Origin of the sequence: Kocuria sp. CCUG 69068, from assembly GCF_020833785.1 — a bacterium.
GTDB lineage: Bacteria > Actinomycetota > Actinomycetes > Actinomycetales > Micrococcaceae > Kocuria > Kocuria rosea.
This window is the reverse complement of sequence record NZ_PDDL01000007.1, coordinates 10,912-26,245: the sequence shown is the minus strand read 5'-3', so window position 1 is coordinate 26,245 and position 15,334 is coordinate 10,912. Positions and strand designations below refer to the sequence as shown.

General features: G+C 70.3%; 15 protein-coding genes. 4 read left to right on the top strand and 11 right to left on the bottom strand.

Annotated elements, in window-relative coordinates; translation table 11 throughout:
* Positions 1 to 192 precede the first annotated feature (192 nt).
* Both CRM73_RS02505 and CRM73_RS02500 read left to right on the top strand, forming a co-directional pair.
* On the top strand, positions 193 to 1,392 hold the full coding sequence (locus tag CRM73_RS02505; RefSeq protein ID WP_229586704.1) for an aminotransferase class I/II-fold pyridoxal phosphate-dependent enzyme: 1,200 nt from the start codon (positions 193 to 195) through the stop codon (positions 1,390 to 1,392).
* Positions 1,389 to 2,348 carry a D-glycerate dehydrogenase gene (locus CRM73_RS02500; RefSeq protein ID WP_229586703.1) on the top strand — a complete coding sequence of 320 codons (960 nt, stop codon included), beginning with the start codon at positions 1,389 to 1,391 and terminating at the stop codon, positions 2,346 to 2,348. Before CRM73_RS02505 ends, CRM73_RS02500 begins: the two co-directional genes overlap by 4 nt.
* Positions 2,349 to 2,367: 19 nt before the next feature.
* Here the strand turns inward: CRM73_RS02500 and CRM73_RS02495 are convergent, their stop codons facing one another.
* Positions 2,368 to 3,150, bottom strand: coding sequence for an NAD(P)H-binding protein (locus tag CRM73_RS02495; protein ID WP_229586702.1), 783 nt, complete (start codon positions 3,148 to 3,150; stop codon positions 2,368 to 2,370).
* 134 nt (positions 3,151 to 3,284) lie between these two features.
* On the opposite strand from CRM73_RS02495, the gene CRM73_RS02490 reads away from it, so the two are divergent.
* A complete protein-coding gene (locus tag CRM73_RS02490; RefSeq protein ID WP_229586701.1) occupies positions 3,285 to 4,235 on the top strand; it encodes a helix-turn-helix domain-containing protein in 951 nt (316 codons plus the stop codon).
* 99 nt (positions 4,236 to 4,334) lie between these two features.
* Positions 4,335 to 4,610, top strand: coding sequence for a hypothetical protein (locus tag CRM73_RS02485; RefSeq protein WP_229586700.1), 276 nt, complete (start codon positions 4,335 to 4,337; stop codon positions 4,608 to 4,610).
* On the opposite strand, the gene CRM73_RS02480 is transcribed toward CRM73_RS02485, so the two are convergent.
* Genes CRM73_RS02480 through CRM73_RS02435 form a run of 10 tightly spaced genes read right to left on the bottom strand, consistent with a single transcriptional unit; the run spans position 4,596 to position 15,173 of the window.
* Positions 4,596 to 5,474, bottom strand: a complete 879-nt coding sequence (locus CRM73_RS02480) for a fumarylacetoacetate hydrolase family protein (RefSeq protein WP_229586699.1) — start codon at positions 5,472 to 5,474, stop codon at positions 4,596 to 4,598. The two genes, CRM73_RS02485 and CRM73_RS02480, sit on opposite strands and share 15 nt — an antisense overlap.
* Before the next feature lie 52 nt (positions 5,475 to 5,526).
* Positions 5,527 to 6,279, bottom strand: a complete 753-nt coding sequence (locus CRM73_RS02475) for an SDR family NAD(P)-dependent oxidoreductase (protein ID WP_109221512.1) — start codon at positions 6,277 to 6,279, stop codon at positions 5,527 to 5,529.
* A gap of 29 nt (positions 6,280 to 6,308) precedes the next feature.
* Positions 6,309 to 7,013 carry a GntR family transcriptional regulator gene (locus tag CRM73_RS02470; RefSeq protein ID WP_229586697.1) on the bottom strand — a complete coding sequence of 235 codons (705 nt, stop codon included), beginning with the start codon at positions 7,011 to 7,013 and terminating at the stop codon, positions 6,309 to 6,311.
* Positions 7,010 to 8,269, bottom strand: a complete 1,260-nt coding sequence (locus CRM73_RS02465) for a fumarylacetoacetate hydrolase family protein (protein ID WP_109221514.1) — start codon at positions 8,267 to 8,269, stop codon at positions 7,010 to 7,012. Before CRM73_RS02465 ends, CRM73_RS02470 begins: the two co-directional genes overlap by 4 nt.
* Entirely contained in the window at positions 8,266 to 9,795 is a 1,530-nt protein-coding gene (locus CRM73_RS02460) for an aldehyde dehydrogenase (NADP(+)) (RefSeq protein ID WP_260987090.1), read from the bottom strand. The genes CRM73_RS02465 and CRM73_RS02460 overlap by 4 nt, the downstream gene beginning before the upstream one ends.
* Positions 9,796 to 9,801: 6 nt before the next feature.
* Entirely contained in the window at positions 9,802 to 11,106 is a 1,305-nt protein-coding gene (locus CRM73_RS02455) for an enolase C-terminal domain-like protein (protein ID WP_109221516.1), read from the bottom strand.
* A gap of 38 nt (positions 11,107 to 11,144) precedes the next feature.
* Positions 11,145 to 12,425 carry a TRAP transporter large permease gene (locus CRM73_RS02450; protein ID WP_109221517.1) on the bottom strand — a complete coding sequence of 427 codons (1,281 nt, stop codon included), beginning with the start codon at positions 12,423 to 12,425 and terminating at the stop codon, positions 11,145 to 11,147.
* A 5-nt stretch (positions 12,426 to 12,430) separates the two neighbouring features.
* On the bottom strand, positions 12,431 to 13,045 hold the full coding sequence (locus CRM73_RS02445; protein ID WP_109221518.1) for a TRAP transporter small permease: 615 nt from the start codon (positions 13,043 to 13,045) through the stop codon (positions 12,431 to 12,433).
* The gene (locus CRM73_RS02440) at positions 13,042 to 14,088 is read right to left on the bottom strand and encodes a DctP family TRAP transporter solute-binding subunit (protein WP_109221519.1); all 1,047 of its coding nucleotides are present in this window, start codon (positions 14,086 to 14,088) and stop codon (positions 13,042 to 13,044) included. The genes CRM73_RS02445 and CRM73_RS02440 overlap by 4 nt, the downstream gene beginning before the upstream one ends.
* The gene (locus CRM73_RS02435; protein WP_109221520.1) at positions 14,085 to 15,173 is read right to left on the bottom strand and encodes an Ldh family oxidoreductase; all 1,089 of its coding nucleotides are present in this window, start codon (positions 15,171 to 15,173) and stop codon (positions 14,085 to 14,087) included. The genes CRM73_RS02440 and CRM73_RS02435 overlap by 4 nt, the downstream gene beginning before the upstream one ends.
* Between the last annotated feature and the right edge of the window lie 161 nt (positions 15,174 to 15,334).

Genomic DNA, 15,334 nt, shown 5'->3' with positions numbered 1-15,334 from the left:
TCACTCATTGTGCCTGAATGAGGAGTGAATGACAGAGTGAGCACTTGAATGAACCTTTAGGTCGCTCGGCGCTCGTTGCCTCCATGTAGGACATCATCCTGAAGCCGCTCTTCCCAGGCTGATATATGAGTCGTATGCTCGACCCGGATCCGCCGGAGGATCGATCGCCAACTCGACGAGGAGTGGGACAGCATGCGCCAACTCGCGCACCGGCTCGAACGTCTGGGCACCGAAACCGCCTTCAGCGTCGCCCAGGCCGCGGCCGCCTGGACGGCGGGAGGGAACCGCGTGTACCCCTTCCACCTCGGCGACATCAACATCCCGACGGCCCCGCACATCATCGAGGCGATGGACCGGGCCATCACCGACGGTCACACCGGTTACTGCCCCGGCCCCGGCATCCCGCAGCTGCGCGAGGCCCTCGCCGAGGACATCGGCTCGCGCCGTGGCATCGGCCTCAGCCCCGAGAACGTCGTCGTGATGACGGGAGGCAAGCCCGTCATCACGAAGTTCCTGCAGGCGGTCATGAACTCCGGCGACGAGGTGCTCTATCCGAATCCCGGCTTCCCGATCTACGAGTCGCAGATCGAGTACCTCGGGGGCACATCGGTGCCGTACCGCTACCTCCCCACGGAGGACGGCTTCGCGATCGACCTCGACCGGGTGCGCGCCTCGATCACCCCGAACACGGTCGCCATCATCTACAACGACCTGCAGAACCCCATCTCGGCCGAGTCGACGGCGGCCGAGCGCGAGACCGTCGCGCAGCTCGCCCAGGAGCACGATCTCTGGGTGCTCTCCGACGAGGCCTACTTCGAGACGCGCTACGAGGGGGTCTCGAACTCGATCGCGTCGCTCCCCGGCATGGCCGAGCGCACCGTCATCCTCTACACGTTCAGCAAGAAGTTCGCCATGACCGGCTCACGCCTCGGCTGCGCCGTCGCGCCGTCCGAGATCGCCACGGTGCTCGGCATGCTCAACACCAACGACGAGTCCTGCACCACGCACTACGTGCAGTGGGCCGGCATCGAAGCACTCCGCGGCCCCCAGGAACCCGTGCAGCAGACGCTCGACATCCTGCGCGAGCGCCGGGATGCCGCCTGCGAGCTCGTGAACGCCGTCCCCGGCATGCACGTGGCCGTACCGCAGTCGACGTTCTACCTGTTCCCCGACGTCACCCAGACCATGGAGCGCATGGGTTACACGGCAGTCGGTGACTTCGCCACGGCAGCGCTGCACCAGACCGGCGTCTCCTTCTGCACGCGGGAGCACTTCGGCCGGCGCCAGCCCGACGAGGACCGGCAGTACATCCGGCTCGCCTACTCGGGCATCGACGTCCCCGACATCCGCGACGGCCTCGGCCGCCTGCGCGAGTGGATCGAGACGGCATGAGCCGGGTCGTCGTCACGGGACGGGTGCCCGACGCCGCGATCGAGAAGCTCCGCGCCGCCCACGAGGTCGATGCCTGGCCGGGGTCGGAGCCGATCGGCCGCGAGGAGCTCCTGCACCGGGTGGCCGGCGCCGACGCCGTGGTGAGCCTGCTGACCGAGCGCGTCGACGCCGAGCTGCTCGACGCCGCCGGCCCGCAGCTCAAGGTGGTCGCGAACGTCGCCGTCGGCTACGACAACATCGACGTGCCCGCCTGCAGCGAACGCGACGTCGTGGCCACCAACACCCCCGGCGTGCTCACGGACGCCACCGCCGACATCGCCTTCGGTCTGATCCTCATGGCGACCCGCCGTCTCGGCGAGGGGGAACGGCTCATCCGCTCCGGTCAGGACTGGAAGTGGGGCATGTTCTTCCTGCTCGGCAACGGCCTGCAGGGCAAGACCCTCGGCGTCGTCGGCATGGGCGGCATCGGGCAGGCGACCGCGCGCCGGGCCAAGGCCTTCGGCATGGAGATCGTCTACCGGTCGCGCAGCGAGATCGATCCCGGGATCGCCGCCGAGCTGGGTGCCCGGCGGGTCGAGCTCGACGAGCTGCTGGCCGTCTCCGACGTCGTGTCGCTGCACTGTCCCTACGGGCCCGCCACGCACCACCTGATCGGCGCCGAGCAACTGGCGGCGATGAAGGACTCGGCGTACCTCATCAACACCGCGCGCGGACCGATCGTCGACGAAGCGGCGCTCGCGGCCGCCCTCCGCGAGGGCCGGATCGCGGGCGCCGGACTGGATGTCTACGAGCACGAGCCCCAGGTGCATCCCGAGCTGCTGGAGCTCGACAACGTGGTGCTGGTACCGCATCTGGGCTCCGCCACGGTGGAGACACGCACCGCCATGGCGGTGCTCGCCGCCGACAACGTGCTCGCCGTGCTCGGCGGGCAACGGCCGCCGACACCGATCGGGTAGCAGCAGGGACGGCCGTGCCTCACGAGGTGCCGCGGAGCCAGTCCTCGAACCGGGTCGGGGCGGTCGTGAAGTCTCCTCGGGGCAGGAGGCCGCCGTTGCCGAGAGCGGTGAACGGCACCGGCACCCGGAGCACCTTCCGACGTCCTCCATGGTGCTGGCCGATCGCACGAGCCAGATCCGCCATGTCGCGGACCTCGGGCCCCGCGATGACGGCGTCGTCGGAGGTCGCGGAGCCGCCGGGCTCCAGGGCACGGTCGGCGACGAATGCGGCGGCCTCGTCGGCGGCCAGCGGCCGGGAGCGCATCCCGGGAACCGCGGTGAGCGGGCCGATACGCAGCTGCGACAGCAGGGTCTCGGCCAGTTCGTACCACTGCGCCGAGGCCACGAACGTGACCGGGACGGGCCCGGCACGGTAGGTCTGCTCCTGCGCGGCCTTGCCCGCGTAGTAGCCCATCCACCGGTGCACCTCGGGTTCCCGCGCGTTGAGGATCGTGACGCACACGATCCGGGACACCCCTGCTCGCTGTGCCGCCGCCGCCACGTTGCGTGCGGTGGTGGTGAAGAAGTCGACGGCGCGCTTGCGGGACAGTGTCGCCAGGTGCAGGCATTCCACCACGGTGGAGACCCCCTCGAACGCGGCGTCCAGGCCGTCACCGGAGTAGACGTCGACGCCCTGCCCACGAGACACCTCGACGATGTCGACGCCGCGCTCGCGCAGATGTGTCACCACCCGTGCGCCCAGCTGCCCGGTCGCCCCCAGGACCGCCACCTTCCGACGCTCGCCCTCGCCTGTGCTCTCCATCCTCCACCGCCCTGTTTTCATCGCCCGCGCCTCGGTCCTGCCAGCACCGATTCTCCTCGCGTGCCCGTCCTGCCGCGACTGTCATTTTTCATACTGTCGTCGACTTCCTGCCGGTCCGCTGGGAGCATGGACCCATGATCAGCAACGTGGCCGTCATCGTGTTCGACGAGGTCTCCCCCTTCGAGCTCGGGGTGGCCTGCGAGGCCTGGGCGATCGACCGCTCGGGCGACGGCCTGCCGGTCATGGACTTCGCCGTGTGCAGCCCCGACGGGCGGCCGGTCCGCACGATCGCCGGCTTCGACATAGCGGTCCAGCACGGCCTCGACCGGGTGGCTGCGGCGGATCTCGTGGTCCTCCCGGCCATGTCCCGGGACATCCCGGTCCCGGAGGAGGTGATCCACGCGCTGCGCGCGGCCCACGACCGTGGCGCCCGGCTCCTGTCCATCTGCTCGGGCGCCTTCGTCCTGGGTGTCGCCGGCCTGCTCGACGGCCGCCGTTGCACCACCCACTGGATGCACACCGCGGAGCTGGCCGAGCGGTTCCCCGCCGCCCAGGTGGTGCCCGAGGTCCTCTACGTCGAGGACGGCAGCGTCCTCACCAGCGCCGGTACCGCCGCGGGTCTCGACGCCTGCCTCCACCTGTGGCGCCAGGAGTTCGGCTCGGCGGCCGCCAACACCGTGGCACGGCGCATGGTGGTGCCGCCGCAGCGCCAGGGCGGGCAGGCCCAGTTCATCAAGGACCCGGTCCCCGAGCGCCGGGCCGAGACCCTGGACCCGCTGCTCACCTGGATCGTGGGGCACCTCGACGAGCCGCTCGACGTCGACGCCCTGGCCCGGCGCGCCGCCATGTCACCGCGCACCTTCGCCCGCCGGTTCCGTGACGAGACGGGCACCACCCCGCACGCCTGGATCACCGCACGGCGCCTGCACCGGGCCGAGCAGCTCCTCGAGGAGACCGATCTGCCCGTCGAGCGCATCGCCGCGGACGTGGGCTTCGGCAACGCGGCCACGCTGCGCCACCACTTCACCCGGATCCGCCGGCTCAGCCCGCAGCAGTACCGCCGCCGCTTCGCGACGACCTCCTGAACACCACCATCTGAACTCCGACGGTATTGGCAGAAAATGACCGGAGGGAGTCATTTCTGCCACTCGTGCTCCAGGTCCCGGACGAGGAGGCTTGTCAGCGTGAGGGTGGGCCGGATCGACCGGCACACCGCAGGCAAGGAGCTCATCATGATCTCGTTCGTGTTCCTGGTGCTGGCCGCAGCCGCCGTGCTGTCGGTGTACACACTGATCGGCCGCCTGGCCGCTCCCCCGGAGGAGCGGGTGCCGTGGCGCGACCTCGGGTGGGACGGCTGGGTCCGCACGCTGCGGCTCAGCCTGGCCTTCCTGGGTGACGGGGCCCCCGTCGTCGACGCCGTGCCGGGAGGACAAGGCACCCGGATGTCAGTCATGGGCTGACGTGCTGGAGGCCTCGTGCTCGACCACGGTCTGCCGTTGCTCGCCCAGTCCCTCGATGCCGATGGTCATGGTGTCCCCGGCCCGCAGGTAGGGGAACCGCCCGGACAGGGCCACGCCCTGCGGGGTACCGGTGTTGACGACGTCCCCGGGATCCAGGGCCATGTACTGGGAGAGGTGCCGCACGATCTCCGCGACCCCGAAGACCATGTCCGCGGTGCTGGAGTCCTGCCGGACTTCCCCGTTGACGGTCGAGTACAGCCGCAGCCCCTGCGGGTCCCCCAGCTCCTCGGCCGGCACGAGCACCGGGCCCAGCGGGTTGAACGTGGGGCAGCACTTGCCCTTGGACCACTGACCCCCGGACTGGCTGATCTGGAAGTCCCGCTCGGAGACGTCGTTGCTCACGGTGTAACCGGCGATGCACGCCAGCGCCTCCTCGTGACTGGACAGGTAGGACGCCCGGCGGCCGATCACCACGGCCAGCTCCACCTCCCAGTCCACCTTCTCGGCGGCCGGAGGGATCACCACCTCGTCGTCGGGCCCTACCACCGTGTTGGGGTGCTTGAAGAAGATGATCGGCGTGCTGGGAGGCGGATCACCGGTCTCGGCGGCGTGGGCGGCGTAGTTCTGTCCCACGCACACCACGGCCCCCGGCCGGGCCACCGGCGGCCCGATCCGCAGGGACTCCGCGTCCTGCAGCTGCGGCAGGGATCTCCCGGCGAGCGCTTGGCGCACCGCGTCGATGCCGCCGTCGGCGAGGAAGCGGCCGTCGATGTCGGCGGTGACCCCGGAGAGGTCGTAGATCGTCCCCTCGTGGCGCACGGCGGGCTTCTCGCGGCCCATGGGGCCCAGTCTCATCAGTTCCACAAGCAGTCCTTCGGGTCGAGGGGACGGTGGCGTCCGGGTGGGGCGACGGGGATCAGGTGGCCGGTCGCAGCAGGAGGTCGTGCATGCCGCTGTCCACGGGCAGCGTGGTGCCGGAGGTCGAGCCGTTGGCAGGATCGGCCAGGAAGAGGATGGAGGCGGCGACCTCCTCCGCCGTGACGAGCCGACCGTGGGGCTGCCGGGCCTCGAGGGCCTTGCGTTCGGCCGCGGGGTCCGGGGCCGCCTCGAGCAACCGGCCGACCCAGGGGGTGTCCGCGGTGCCGGGGCTGACGCAGTTCACGCGGATGCCCTCCCGCAGGTGGTCCGCGGCCATGGCGCGGGTCAGACCCGCGACCGCGCCCTTGCTCGCCGAGTACAGCGCCCGGTCGGGCAGTCCGTGGGTCGCGGCGATCGAGGAGGTGTTGACGATCGCCGGCGTCCGGGAGCGGCGCAGGTGCGGCAGGGCGGCGGCGGAAACGCGGGCGATGCCGGTGACATTGACGTCGAGCACGCGGGACCACTCGGCGTCGTCGTTGTCGGCCACCGTGCCCAGCGCACCCACCCCGGCGTTGTTGACCACGACGTCGATGCCGCCCAGCGTCTCGGCCGCGGTGTCGACGGCCTGCTGGACCGAGGAGCGATCGGCCACGTCGCACCGCAGCCCCACGGCCCCCTTCGCCACGGCGTCGACGGTGAGGTCCAGGACGGCCACGCGGGCGCCGCGGGCCAGCAGCTGGGCCGTGACGGCGGCGCCGATGCCGGAGGCCCCGCCCGTGACGACCACGCGCAGATCGATGAAGGTGTTCATTCGTGCTCCTTGCCTGTTCCGTGCCCCGCTCAGGTGAGCCGGGCGACCGTCGCCGGGCGGGGGCCGGCCTCGTCCTCCGAGGCGAACGCCCCGGCGAATCGGTGGTAGGCGCCCATGAGGTGCTCGTGCATGGCGTTCTCCGCCGCGTCGGGGTCGCAGTCGCGGATGGCCTCCACGATCGCCCCGTGCTCCTGGATGGTCTGCTCCCCGGTCCAGTCCGCCGGGTAGAGGCGGAAGAGGTGGAGGTGGCAGTGGGTGGCGCGCATCGCCTGGTGGGCGAACTCGTTGTGGCTGGCGCCGAGGATCTCGTCGTGGAACTGCATGTCGTGAGCCACCAGGAGGTGCCGCGTGCTGGCCTCCGTCTCGGCGCCGGAGATGAAGTGCTGCAGTCCCGCCGCCAGGGCGCGGTGCGGGTTGTTCAACCGGTTGACGGCGGCCGACCGCGCCGCCCACGGTTCGATGAGCAGGCGCAGCTCGAACATCTCCCGCAGCTGGTCCATGTCCAGCAGGGGGGTGGTGCGATAGCCCTTCCCCGGGGTCTTGAGGATGAGGTTGTCGCCCTCCAGCTGGTGCAGTGCCTCGCGCACGGGGGTCTGGGACACGCCCAGCTCCCGGGCGATGGCGTCGATGTTGACCTTGCTGTCCGGGGGCAGCTGGAGATCCAGGATCCGGGCGCGCAGGACGGCGTAGACGTCCGTGCGCGCCCGGCCGGAGGGAGCAGGTGCTTCGGTCATGAGCGGCGGGTTCCTTCGGGCAGAGACGTGTCACTGACCACACCGTCCGGCAGAGTTCCGTCGTTGGTCAGGTAGTGGACGAGACGCCCGATCCCATAGGTCCACGGCTGCAGGTCCTCGGTCGGCGCCACGGTGTTGATCAATGTTCCCAGGCGGGGGCTGCTGATCTCGACCACGTCGCCGTGCTGGTGCGTGAAGCCCTTCCCGGGCTCGTCACGGTCCTCCGCCGGGGCGAAGAGGGTGCCCGTGAACAGCACGAACCCGTCCGGGTACTGGTGATGGGTGCCGTGGGCGGCCCCGACCAGTTCCTCGAAGGGGCGGCTGAGCCGGGAGACGTTGTTGGTGCCGTGCAGCACGTAGCCGCCGCTCCCGCGCACGGTGAGCTCGATGGTCTCGGTGCGTGCGTCGTCCAGGGTGTAGGACTCGTCGAAGACCCGCACGAACGGGCCGAGAGCGGCCGAGGCGTTGTTGTCCTTGGCCATGCCCAGCAACAGGGCGCTGCGGCCCTCGACATCGCGCAGGTTCACGTCGTTGCCCAGGGTGCACCCCCGCACAGTGCCCCCACTGTCCACCACGAGCACCAGCTCGGGCTCGGGGTTGTTCCAGGAGGAGAAGGCCGGGATGCCCACGCGTGCTCCGCAGCCGACGGCCGAGAGCACCGGGGCTTTGGTGAAGACCTCCGGGTCCGGGCCGATGCCCACCTCCAGGTACTGGGACCAGAAACCTTCCCGGATCAGGACCTCTTTGACCCGGGCCGCCTCCGCCGAACCGGGCCTCAGGCCGGCGAGGTTCCCGCCCAGAGCGTCGAGGACGTGGGCGCGGATCTGCTGGGCCTGGGCGAAGTCGCCGCCGCAGCGCTCCTCGATGACGCGCTCGATCATGGAGTCCACGAATGTCACCCCGCACGCCTTGACCGCCTGCAGGTCCACCGGAGCCAGCAGGGTGGCCGCCGTCTCCGAGCCGGCGGCCGTGGCGGCCAGGACCTCGGCCAGGTCCCATGTCCGGGCCGGTCCCGTGTCCGCCGCCGCGAGCACGGCCGCGGGGTCGGGCGCGTCGAACAGCTCCGAGACCGTCCGGGCAACGGGGAACAGGTCCACCAGCCGGTCCCCGGCCACCAGCACAGGGCGCGGGCCCCCGGTCTCCGGGTCCCACACCCGCCCCACCAGCAGTGCCCGCTCGTGGTCGGCAGGCAGGACGCTCGCCGGGTCGAGCTGTGGCACCGGAGCGGTGTCCGGGGTGCTGTGCTGCGCGCTCATGCGCCGGCTCCTTCCGACTCGGCGGGTTCGAACCGGCCGTCCACGCGGCGGGCGATCCCCCAGGGATTGGCCTCCTGCAGGGCTGGCGGCAGCGCGGCGTCGGGGAGGTCCTGGTAGGACACCGGGCGCATGAACCGCCCGATCGAGGCCGTGCCCACCGAGGTGGTGTTCGTGGTCGTCGCCGGGTAGGGACCGCCGTGGTGCTGGGCGTAGGAGACGGTCACCCCGGTGGGCCAGCCGTTGAACAGCACCCGGCCGGCCTTGCCGGTCAGGGTGCCCACCAGCGCAGCGCTGTCGTCCTCCTCGTCGCCGTGGACGGTGGCCGTCAGCTGTCCCTCCATCAGCTCGGCAAGGGCCGGCAGGTCAGCGGCCTCCCGATATCGCACGAGCACTGTGGCCGGGCCGAACATCTCCCGGTGCAGCACCTCGGGGTTCCGCCGGACCTGCTCGGCGTCGACGGCCAGGACGGTCGGGTCGGGCACCTCCTCGTCAGAGCCGGCCACGAGCGTCTGCACGCCTTCGAGCGCGGCGACCTCATCACGGGCCTGGCCGAAGGACTCACGCAACCCGGGGGTGAGCAGCTTCGCCAGCGGGGCATCGGCCAGGGCCGAGGTCAGGGTGGTCCGGACCTGCTCCGTCTCGCCCGTGTCCGGGACGAAGAGCACCCCGGGCTTGGTGCAGAACTGGCCCATGCCCATGGTGAAGGACCCGGCGTAGCCGGTGAGGATCTCCTGCCAGCGGTGCTCCCACGCTGCGGGGAGCACGAACACGGGGTTGATGCTGCCCAGCTCCCCGTAGAAGGGGATGGGCTCGGGCCGGGCGGCCGCCCGATCGAACAGCGCCCGGCCGCCGGCGGTGGAACCGGTGAACCCGATGGCCTTCACCAACGGGTGGTCGACCAGCGCGGTGGCCGCCTCCCGGCCCTCGAGCACGGCGAACAGTCCCTGTGGGGCGCCTACCTTCTCCAGCGCCTCGACGACGATCTCGGCGGTGCGCAGACCGAGCCTCAGATGCCCGCCGTGGATCTTGTGCAGGACGGCGCACCCGGCGGCCAGGGCCGAGGCGCTGTCCCCGCCCATGACGCTGAAGGCGAAGGGGAAGTTGGAGGCGCCGAAGACGCCCACCACGCCCAGGGGCACGTTGACGCGGCGGATGTCCGGGCGCGGGCCCATCCCCCAGTCCGGGTCGGCGTGGTCGATGACGGCGTCCAGGGCCACCCCGGTGCGGACCTCCTGCGCGAACAGGTCCAGTTGGAAGGCGCTGCGCTTGAGCTCCCCGCGCAGCCGGGGTTCGGCGAGGTGGGTCTCCTCCGCGGCCAGGCCGACGAGCTCGTCGTCGTGGGCGCGCAGGGCCTCGGCCAGGGCCGTGAGCCAGGACGCCCGGGTGGCGGGCGTCTGGGCGGCGGACACCAGGTACGCCTGGTGGGCGGCGCGGGCGGCCCGGTCCACCTCGGCGGCGGTCGTGGCGGGACGGATCACGGTGTTCATGGAATCTCCTCGAGAGGGGTCGGAATCAGCCGGGGTCAGTTGGCCTCAGCGGGCCAGCACGTCCTGCCAGCCGGCACCGGAGGAGAAGGTCCAGCGATCCACCGAGGACCGCAGCATCTCCGCGCCGTTGCCCGGCAGAGTGGGCGCCTGGTAGCGGCCGTCGGCGACCACCACGGGCTCGACAAAGTGCTCGTGCAGGTGGTCCACGAACTCGATCACCCGGTTCTCCATGGTGCCGGTGACGGCGGCGTAGTCGAAGAAGGAGAAGTGCTGGACCAGCTCGCACAGCCCCACTCCCCCGGCGTGAGGGCAGACCGGGACGTCGAACTGCGCCGCCAGCAACAGATTGGCGATGTTCTCGTTCACCCCGGCCACCCGGGTGGAGTCGATCTGCATCACGTCGATCGCCCCGGCCTGGAGCAGCTGCTTGAAGATGATCCGGTTGTGCACGGCCTCGCCGGTGGCGACCTTGACCGGGTGGACGCCCTTGCGGATGGCGGCGTGGGCGAGGATGTCGTCCGTGCTGGTCGGCTCCTCGATCCAGTAGGGCTGGAAGTCCTGCAGCTGGTTGACCCAGTCGATCGCTTCCTGCTCCTCCCAGCGCTGGTTGGCGTCGATGGCGATGCGTACGTCCGGGCCCACGGCCTCGCGGGCCAGGCCCAGGCGGCGGCGGTCGTCCTCGATGCTGCCGGCCACCTTGAGCTTGATCATCCCGAAGCCGGCCTCGACCGCCTCCCGGGACAGGCGCACGAGCTTCTCGTCGCTGTAGCCCAGCCATCCGGGGGTGGTGGTGTATGCGGGGTAGCCGTCCTTCTTCAGCTCGGCGATGCGGTCGGCCTTGCCCTCCTGACCGCGCGCCAGGATCGCTGCGGCATCCTCCGGGGTCAGGGCGTTGCGGATGTGGGTGAAGTCCACCGCGCTGATCAGCTCCTCGGCGGACATCTCGCTCAGCAGCAGCCACAGCGGCTTCTGCTCACGGCGGGCGCGGATGTCCCACAGGGCGTTCACCAGGCCACCGCAGGCCATGTGGGAGACGCCCTTCTCGGGGCCGAGCCAGCGCAGCTGCGAGTCGTGGACCAGCCGGCGGGACGCATCACCCAGGTTGTTGACGAGTTCGTCGGTGTCCCGGCCGACGAGCAGCTCCCCGTAGCTGTCCATGGCGGCGGTGATCAGTTCATTGCCGCGGCCGCAGTCGAAGACCAGCCCGTAGCCGGTTTCGCCGTCGTCGGTGCTCACTTCGACATAGGCGGCGGAGTAGTCGGGGTCGACGTTGACGGCGTCCGAGCCGTCGAGCTCGAGGGAGGTGGGGAAGCGGACGTCGGTGGTGCGGACGGAGGTGATCTTGGACATGAGTGAGTTCCTAGGGTCGTTCGGTGCGGAGAAGTGGCTCAGAGGAAGCCGAGCAGGGTCGGCAGGCCGAGAGTCATGACGGGCAGGAAGGTGATGATCAGGAGGGTGACCACCATCGGGGCGAAGAAGGGCAGGATGCCCTTGATCACCGTGGGTACCGAGGCCTTGGTGACGCTGGAGAGCACGAAGAGCACCAGGCCCACGGGCGGGGTGATCAGTCCGATCAGCAGGTTGAAGATCACCATGATGCCCAGGTGGACCGGGTCGATGCCGAAGGTCTCGGCGACCGGGGCGAGCACCGGGACGAGGATCAGGATCGCAGCGGTGGGCTCGAGCACGCAGCCGACGATCAGCAGCAGCACGTTGACCAGGATCAGGAAGACGATGGGCTGGTTGGTCAGGTCGAGGATGAGGTTCGCGGCGACCTGCGGGGCCTGCTCACGGGCCAGGACCCAGCCGAAGAGCGCGGCCGCGGCCACGATCAGCAGCACAGAACCAGAGGTCTCCACGGTGGTGAGCAGGGTGCGGTACATCTTGCGCCAGGTCATGGCCTTGTACGCCAGGGCCAGCACGAGGATGTAGATGACCCCGATGCCGCTGGCCTCCGTGGGGGTGAAGATCCCGCTGAGGATGCCACCGAGGATCACCACCGCGGAGCCCAGGGCGGGCAGCGCGGCGACCGCGGTCCTCCCGCGGGTGCTCCAGGTGGAGCGCGGCAGCCGGAGCTCCTCCTGCTTGCGGGTCAGAACCCAGACCGTGACGCACAGGGCGGTCACCAGCACCAGGGCTGGGACGATACCGGCCATGAACAGTGCGCCGACCGAGACTCCTGCGGTCACCGCGTAGATGATCGCGGGGATGCTCGGCGGGATCATCGGCGCGATGAGGCTCGAGGCACCGGTGACCCCGAGGGCGAACTCCGGCTTGTAGCCGCGCTGGACCATGGCCGGGACCTGCACTCGGCCCATGGCCGCCGCGTCCGCGATCGCCGCGCCGCTCATCCAGGAGAAGCCGAAGCTGGTGGCCACGTTGACGTAGCCGAGGCTGCCGCGCAGGTGGCCGATGGCCGCCACCGCGGCGTCGTAGAGCTTGTCGGTGACCCCGGAGACGTTCGCGAGGTTGCCCAGCAGGATGAACATCGGCACGGCCAGAATGGCGAAGCTGTCCACGCCCGAGACCGTCTGCTGGACGGCGGTGCCCATGGTCAGGGACGGCTCCGAGACGACGTAGACCAGTGACGGGATCAGCAGCGCGAAGGAGACGGGCACGCGCAGGGCGAGCAGCAGCAGCAGCCCGATCAGCATCAGAAGGAGAGTCATGGTTCCTACACCGCTTCCCGCTCGAGGTTTTCCATGGCGTCCGGCACCAGTTCCGGGTGGCGGATGTTCAGATAGACGTGCAGGACGGCGTGCAGGCAGATCAGCCCGAAGCCCAACGCCGCCGAGGCGTAGACCAGGCTCATGGGCAACGACGTCGCCGGAGCCGCGAGTCGGGACGCGCCGGCGGCGAATCCCGCTCCGGCCCACGCCATCACCCCCGAGGTGACGACCACCGTGACCAGTGCGACAGTGTCCATCACGATGGCTCCCTTCCGGCCGAGCTTGCTGGCCACCAGGTCCACGGCGATGTGGATGCGACGGGCCATCACGAAGCCGGCGGACACGAACGCGAACCACAGCAGGGCGAAGCGGGCCAGCTCCTCGGTCCAGGTGAACGGGGTGCTGAAGACGTAGCGGCTGATCACCTGCAGCATGATCAGGCCGAGCGTGGCCACCAGGAAGGTGCAGGAGGCCACGCGCTCGGCCACCACGAGGGTGCGGTAGACGGCGCTGCGCTGCTCCAGGTAGTCAGGCTCGTCCGGCTCCTGGGGCACGTGCAGGCCCGAGGCGAGGTTGTGCTCGTGGGGCGGCGTGAGGTCTGCCTCGGCGCGCTCGCTCACTGCCGGTCCTTGATCTGCTGGTAGACATCGGCCCAGGGCTGCTCGCTCAGGGCCTCCTCGGCGGCGGCGGCGAACGCCTCCCGGTCGACGTTCTCGTTGACCTGGATCCCGTCGCCGTTCCTCCACTCCTCCAGGACGGACTGCTCCTGCTCCTCGATGCACTCCCGGGTGGCGTCCGCCGCGGCGTCCATCGCCGAGTCCAGCGCGGTGCGCTGCTCCTCGGAGAGGCCCTCGTAGACGGTACGGCCGGTCGTGACGTGGACGCCCTGGACCATGTGGCCGGTGAGGTTGATGTAGTCCTGGACCTCGTTGAACTTGGCGGTGGCGATCGTCGGGATCGGGTTCTCCTGGGCGTCGATGACGCCTTGCTGGAGGGCCAGGTACACCTCGTCCAGGGCCATCGGCGTGGCGGTGCCCCCCATGGCCTTGATGTTCTCCAGGTACAGCGGGGCGTTCGGGGTGCGGATCTTGAGTCCCCGGAAGTCCTCGGGGCCCGAGATCTCCTTGTCGGCGGTGACGTGGCGGGTGCCGTAGTACCAGCTGGAGAGCGCCTTGATGTCGGAGGACTCGTAGAGGTCGTCGAAGACGGTCTGCATCGTCTCGCCCTCCACCGCCTCCACGTAGTGGTCGACGTCCTCGATGAGGTAGGCGGCGTCCAGGACCTCGGCCGGCTTGTGCCACACCCCCAGGAAGGACGGGCCCGCGATCGCCATGTCGAGGCTGCCGTTCTCGACCTGCTCGAGGGACTCGGCCTCGCTGCCCAGCTGCGCGGCCGGGAAGCTGTCGATCTGCAGACCGCTGCCCTGCAGCTCCTCCTTGAGCGTGCTGACACCGCACTCCTCGACCGGGTGTCCGGCGTCGTAGACGTGCGCAAGGCGGAGTGTCGTGGCGTCGGGGTCGGCCGCCTCCACGGTGCTGCGGTCCACAGGCTCTCCGACCCCGCAGCCGGTGAGGAGCAGAACTGCGGTGGCGGCGACGCCGAGAGCGGCTGCCGTCCCGCGGCGAGGAGTCGTGGAACGGGTGTGCGAGGTCGTGGGGGTCATGGCTGGGTCCTTTCGGAGACGGTCGGTGCCGAGGCGGGGACGGGCTGGATCGGGTCAAGACGGAGCCGGTCGGCGAGGTCCGCCAGCTGGTCCGCGGTGGACGCGGGAAGGGCGACAGTGGCGGCGTGCTCCTGCTCGCGGACGCGTTCCGGATCTCCCGGGGACAGGACGGCGCGGCCGTCGGGGCCGGAGCCCCGGACGCGCTCCTGGAGGGTGTGCACCCGCGTCCGGGTGTGCTCCCGGCCGCCGAAGGCCGCGGTGTCGAGGCCGATCAGCAGGTGCCCGTTGTTCATCCGCGAGGCGGGATTGGACCAGATGTCCACGGTCTCGAAGGCGTAGGTCGCGTCCGTCAGCGACGCGGAGAACGCCTCGAGCAGCACGGAGACGGCGGACCCCTTGTGCCCGCCGAAGGGGATCATGGATCCCTCGGCCGCGGCCACGGGATCGGTGGTGGGCCGGCCCTGGGTGTCGACGGCCCACCCCTCGGGCAGCTGCGTACCTTCGTTGCGGGCCGCGATCACCTTCCCGTACGCGCCGTTGCTGGTGGCGAGGTCGGCCGTCAGCGGCCACTCCCCCGCGCTCGGGGCTCCGAGGGTCAGGGGGTTCGTGCCCAGGACCTTCTCGGTTCCGCCGTGCGGGGCCACGACCGGACCTGTGGTCGAGGTGAGGACCGTCAGGAAGCCGGCCGCCGCGAGCTGGTCGCTCCAGAAGGCGCCGGCGCCGTAGTGGCTGCTGTTGCTGACGGCCACGGCTGCGATGCCGTGCGCGGCACCGTGCTCCAGCACGTAGTCCACGGCCGCCTGCATCGCCACCTGCCCCAGTGCCGCGTCCGCGTCCAGAGCGGCGACGCTCCCGGTGTCGCGGGCCCACCGCATGGACGGAGCCGCGTTGATCCCGCCCAACCGGAGAGCTTCCGCGTAGAGCGGCAGCCGCAGCAGGCCATGTGAGTAGATCCCCCGCTGGTCCGCTTGCACGAGCGAGCGTGCGGTCAGCAGGGCATCGGCCTCCGGGACGTCGTGCGCCACGAGGACCTGGGACGCCAGGCGCGTGAGTTCGTGAACGTCGAACACCGCAGATGCGGACATCGTCACCCTCCTTGAATATATGGAATGTTTGAATCCTATATGTGAGTTGGCTCATAAGCAATGGCTGATCCGGGACGACCGCCTCGGCATCCTGGCGGCCATGGGCAAAGGGCCCATTGACCGCCGTTCGTCACCTATATAGGATTCGGAACATTCCTACA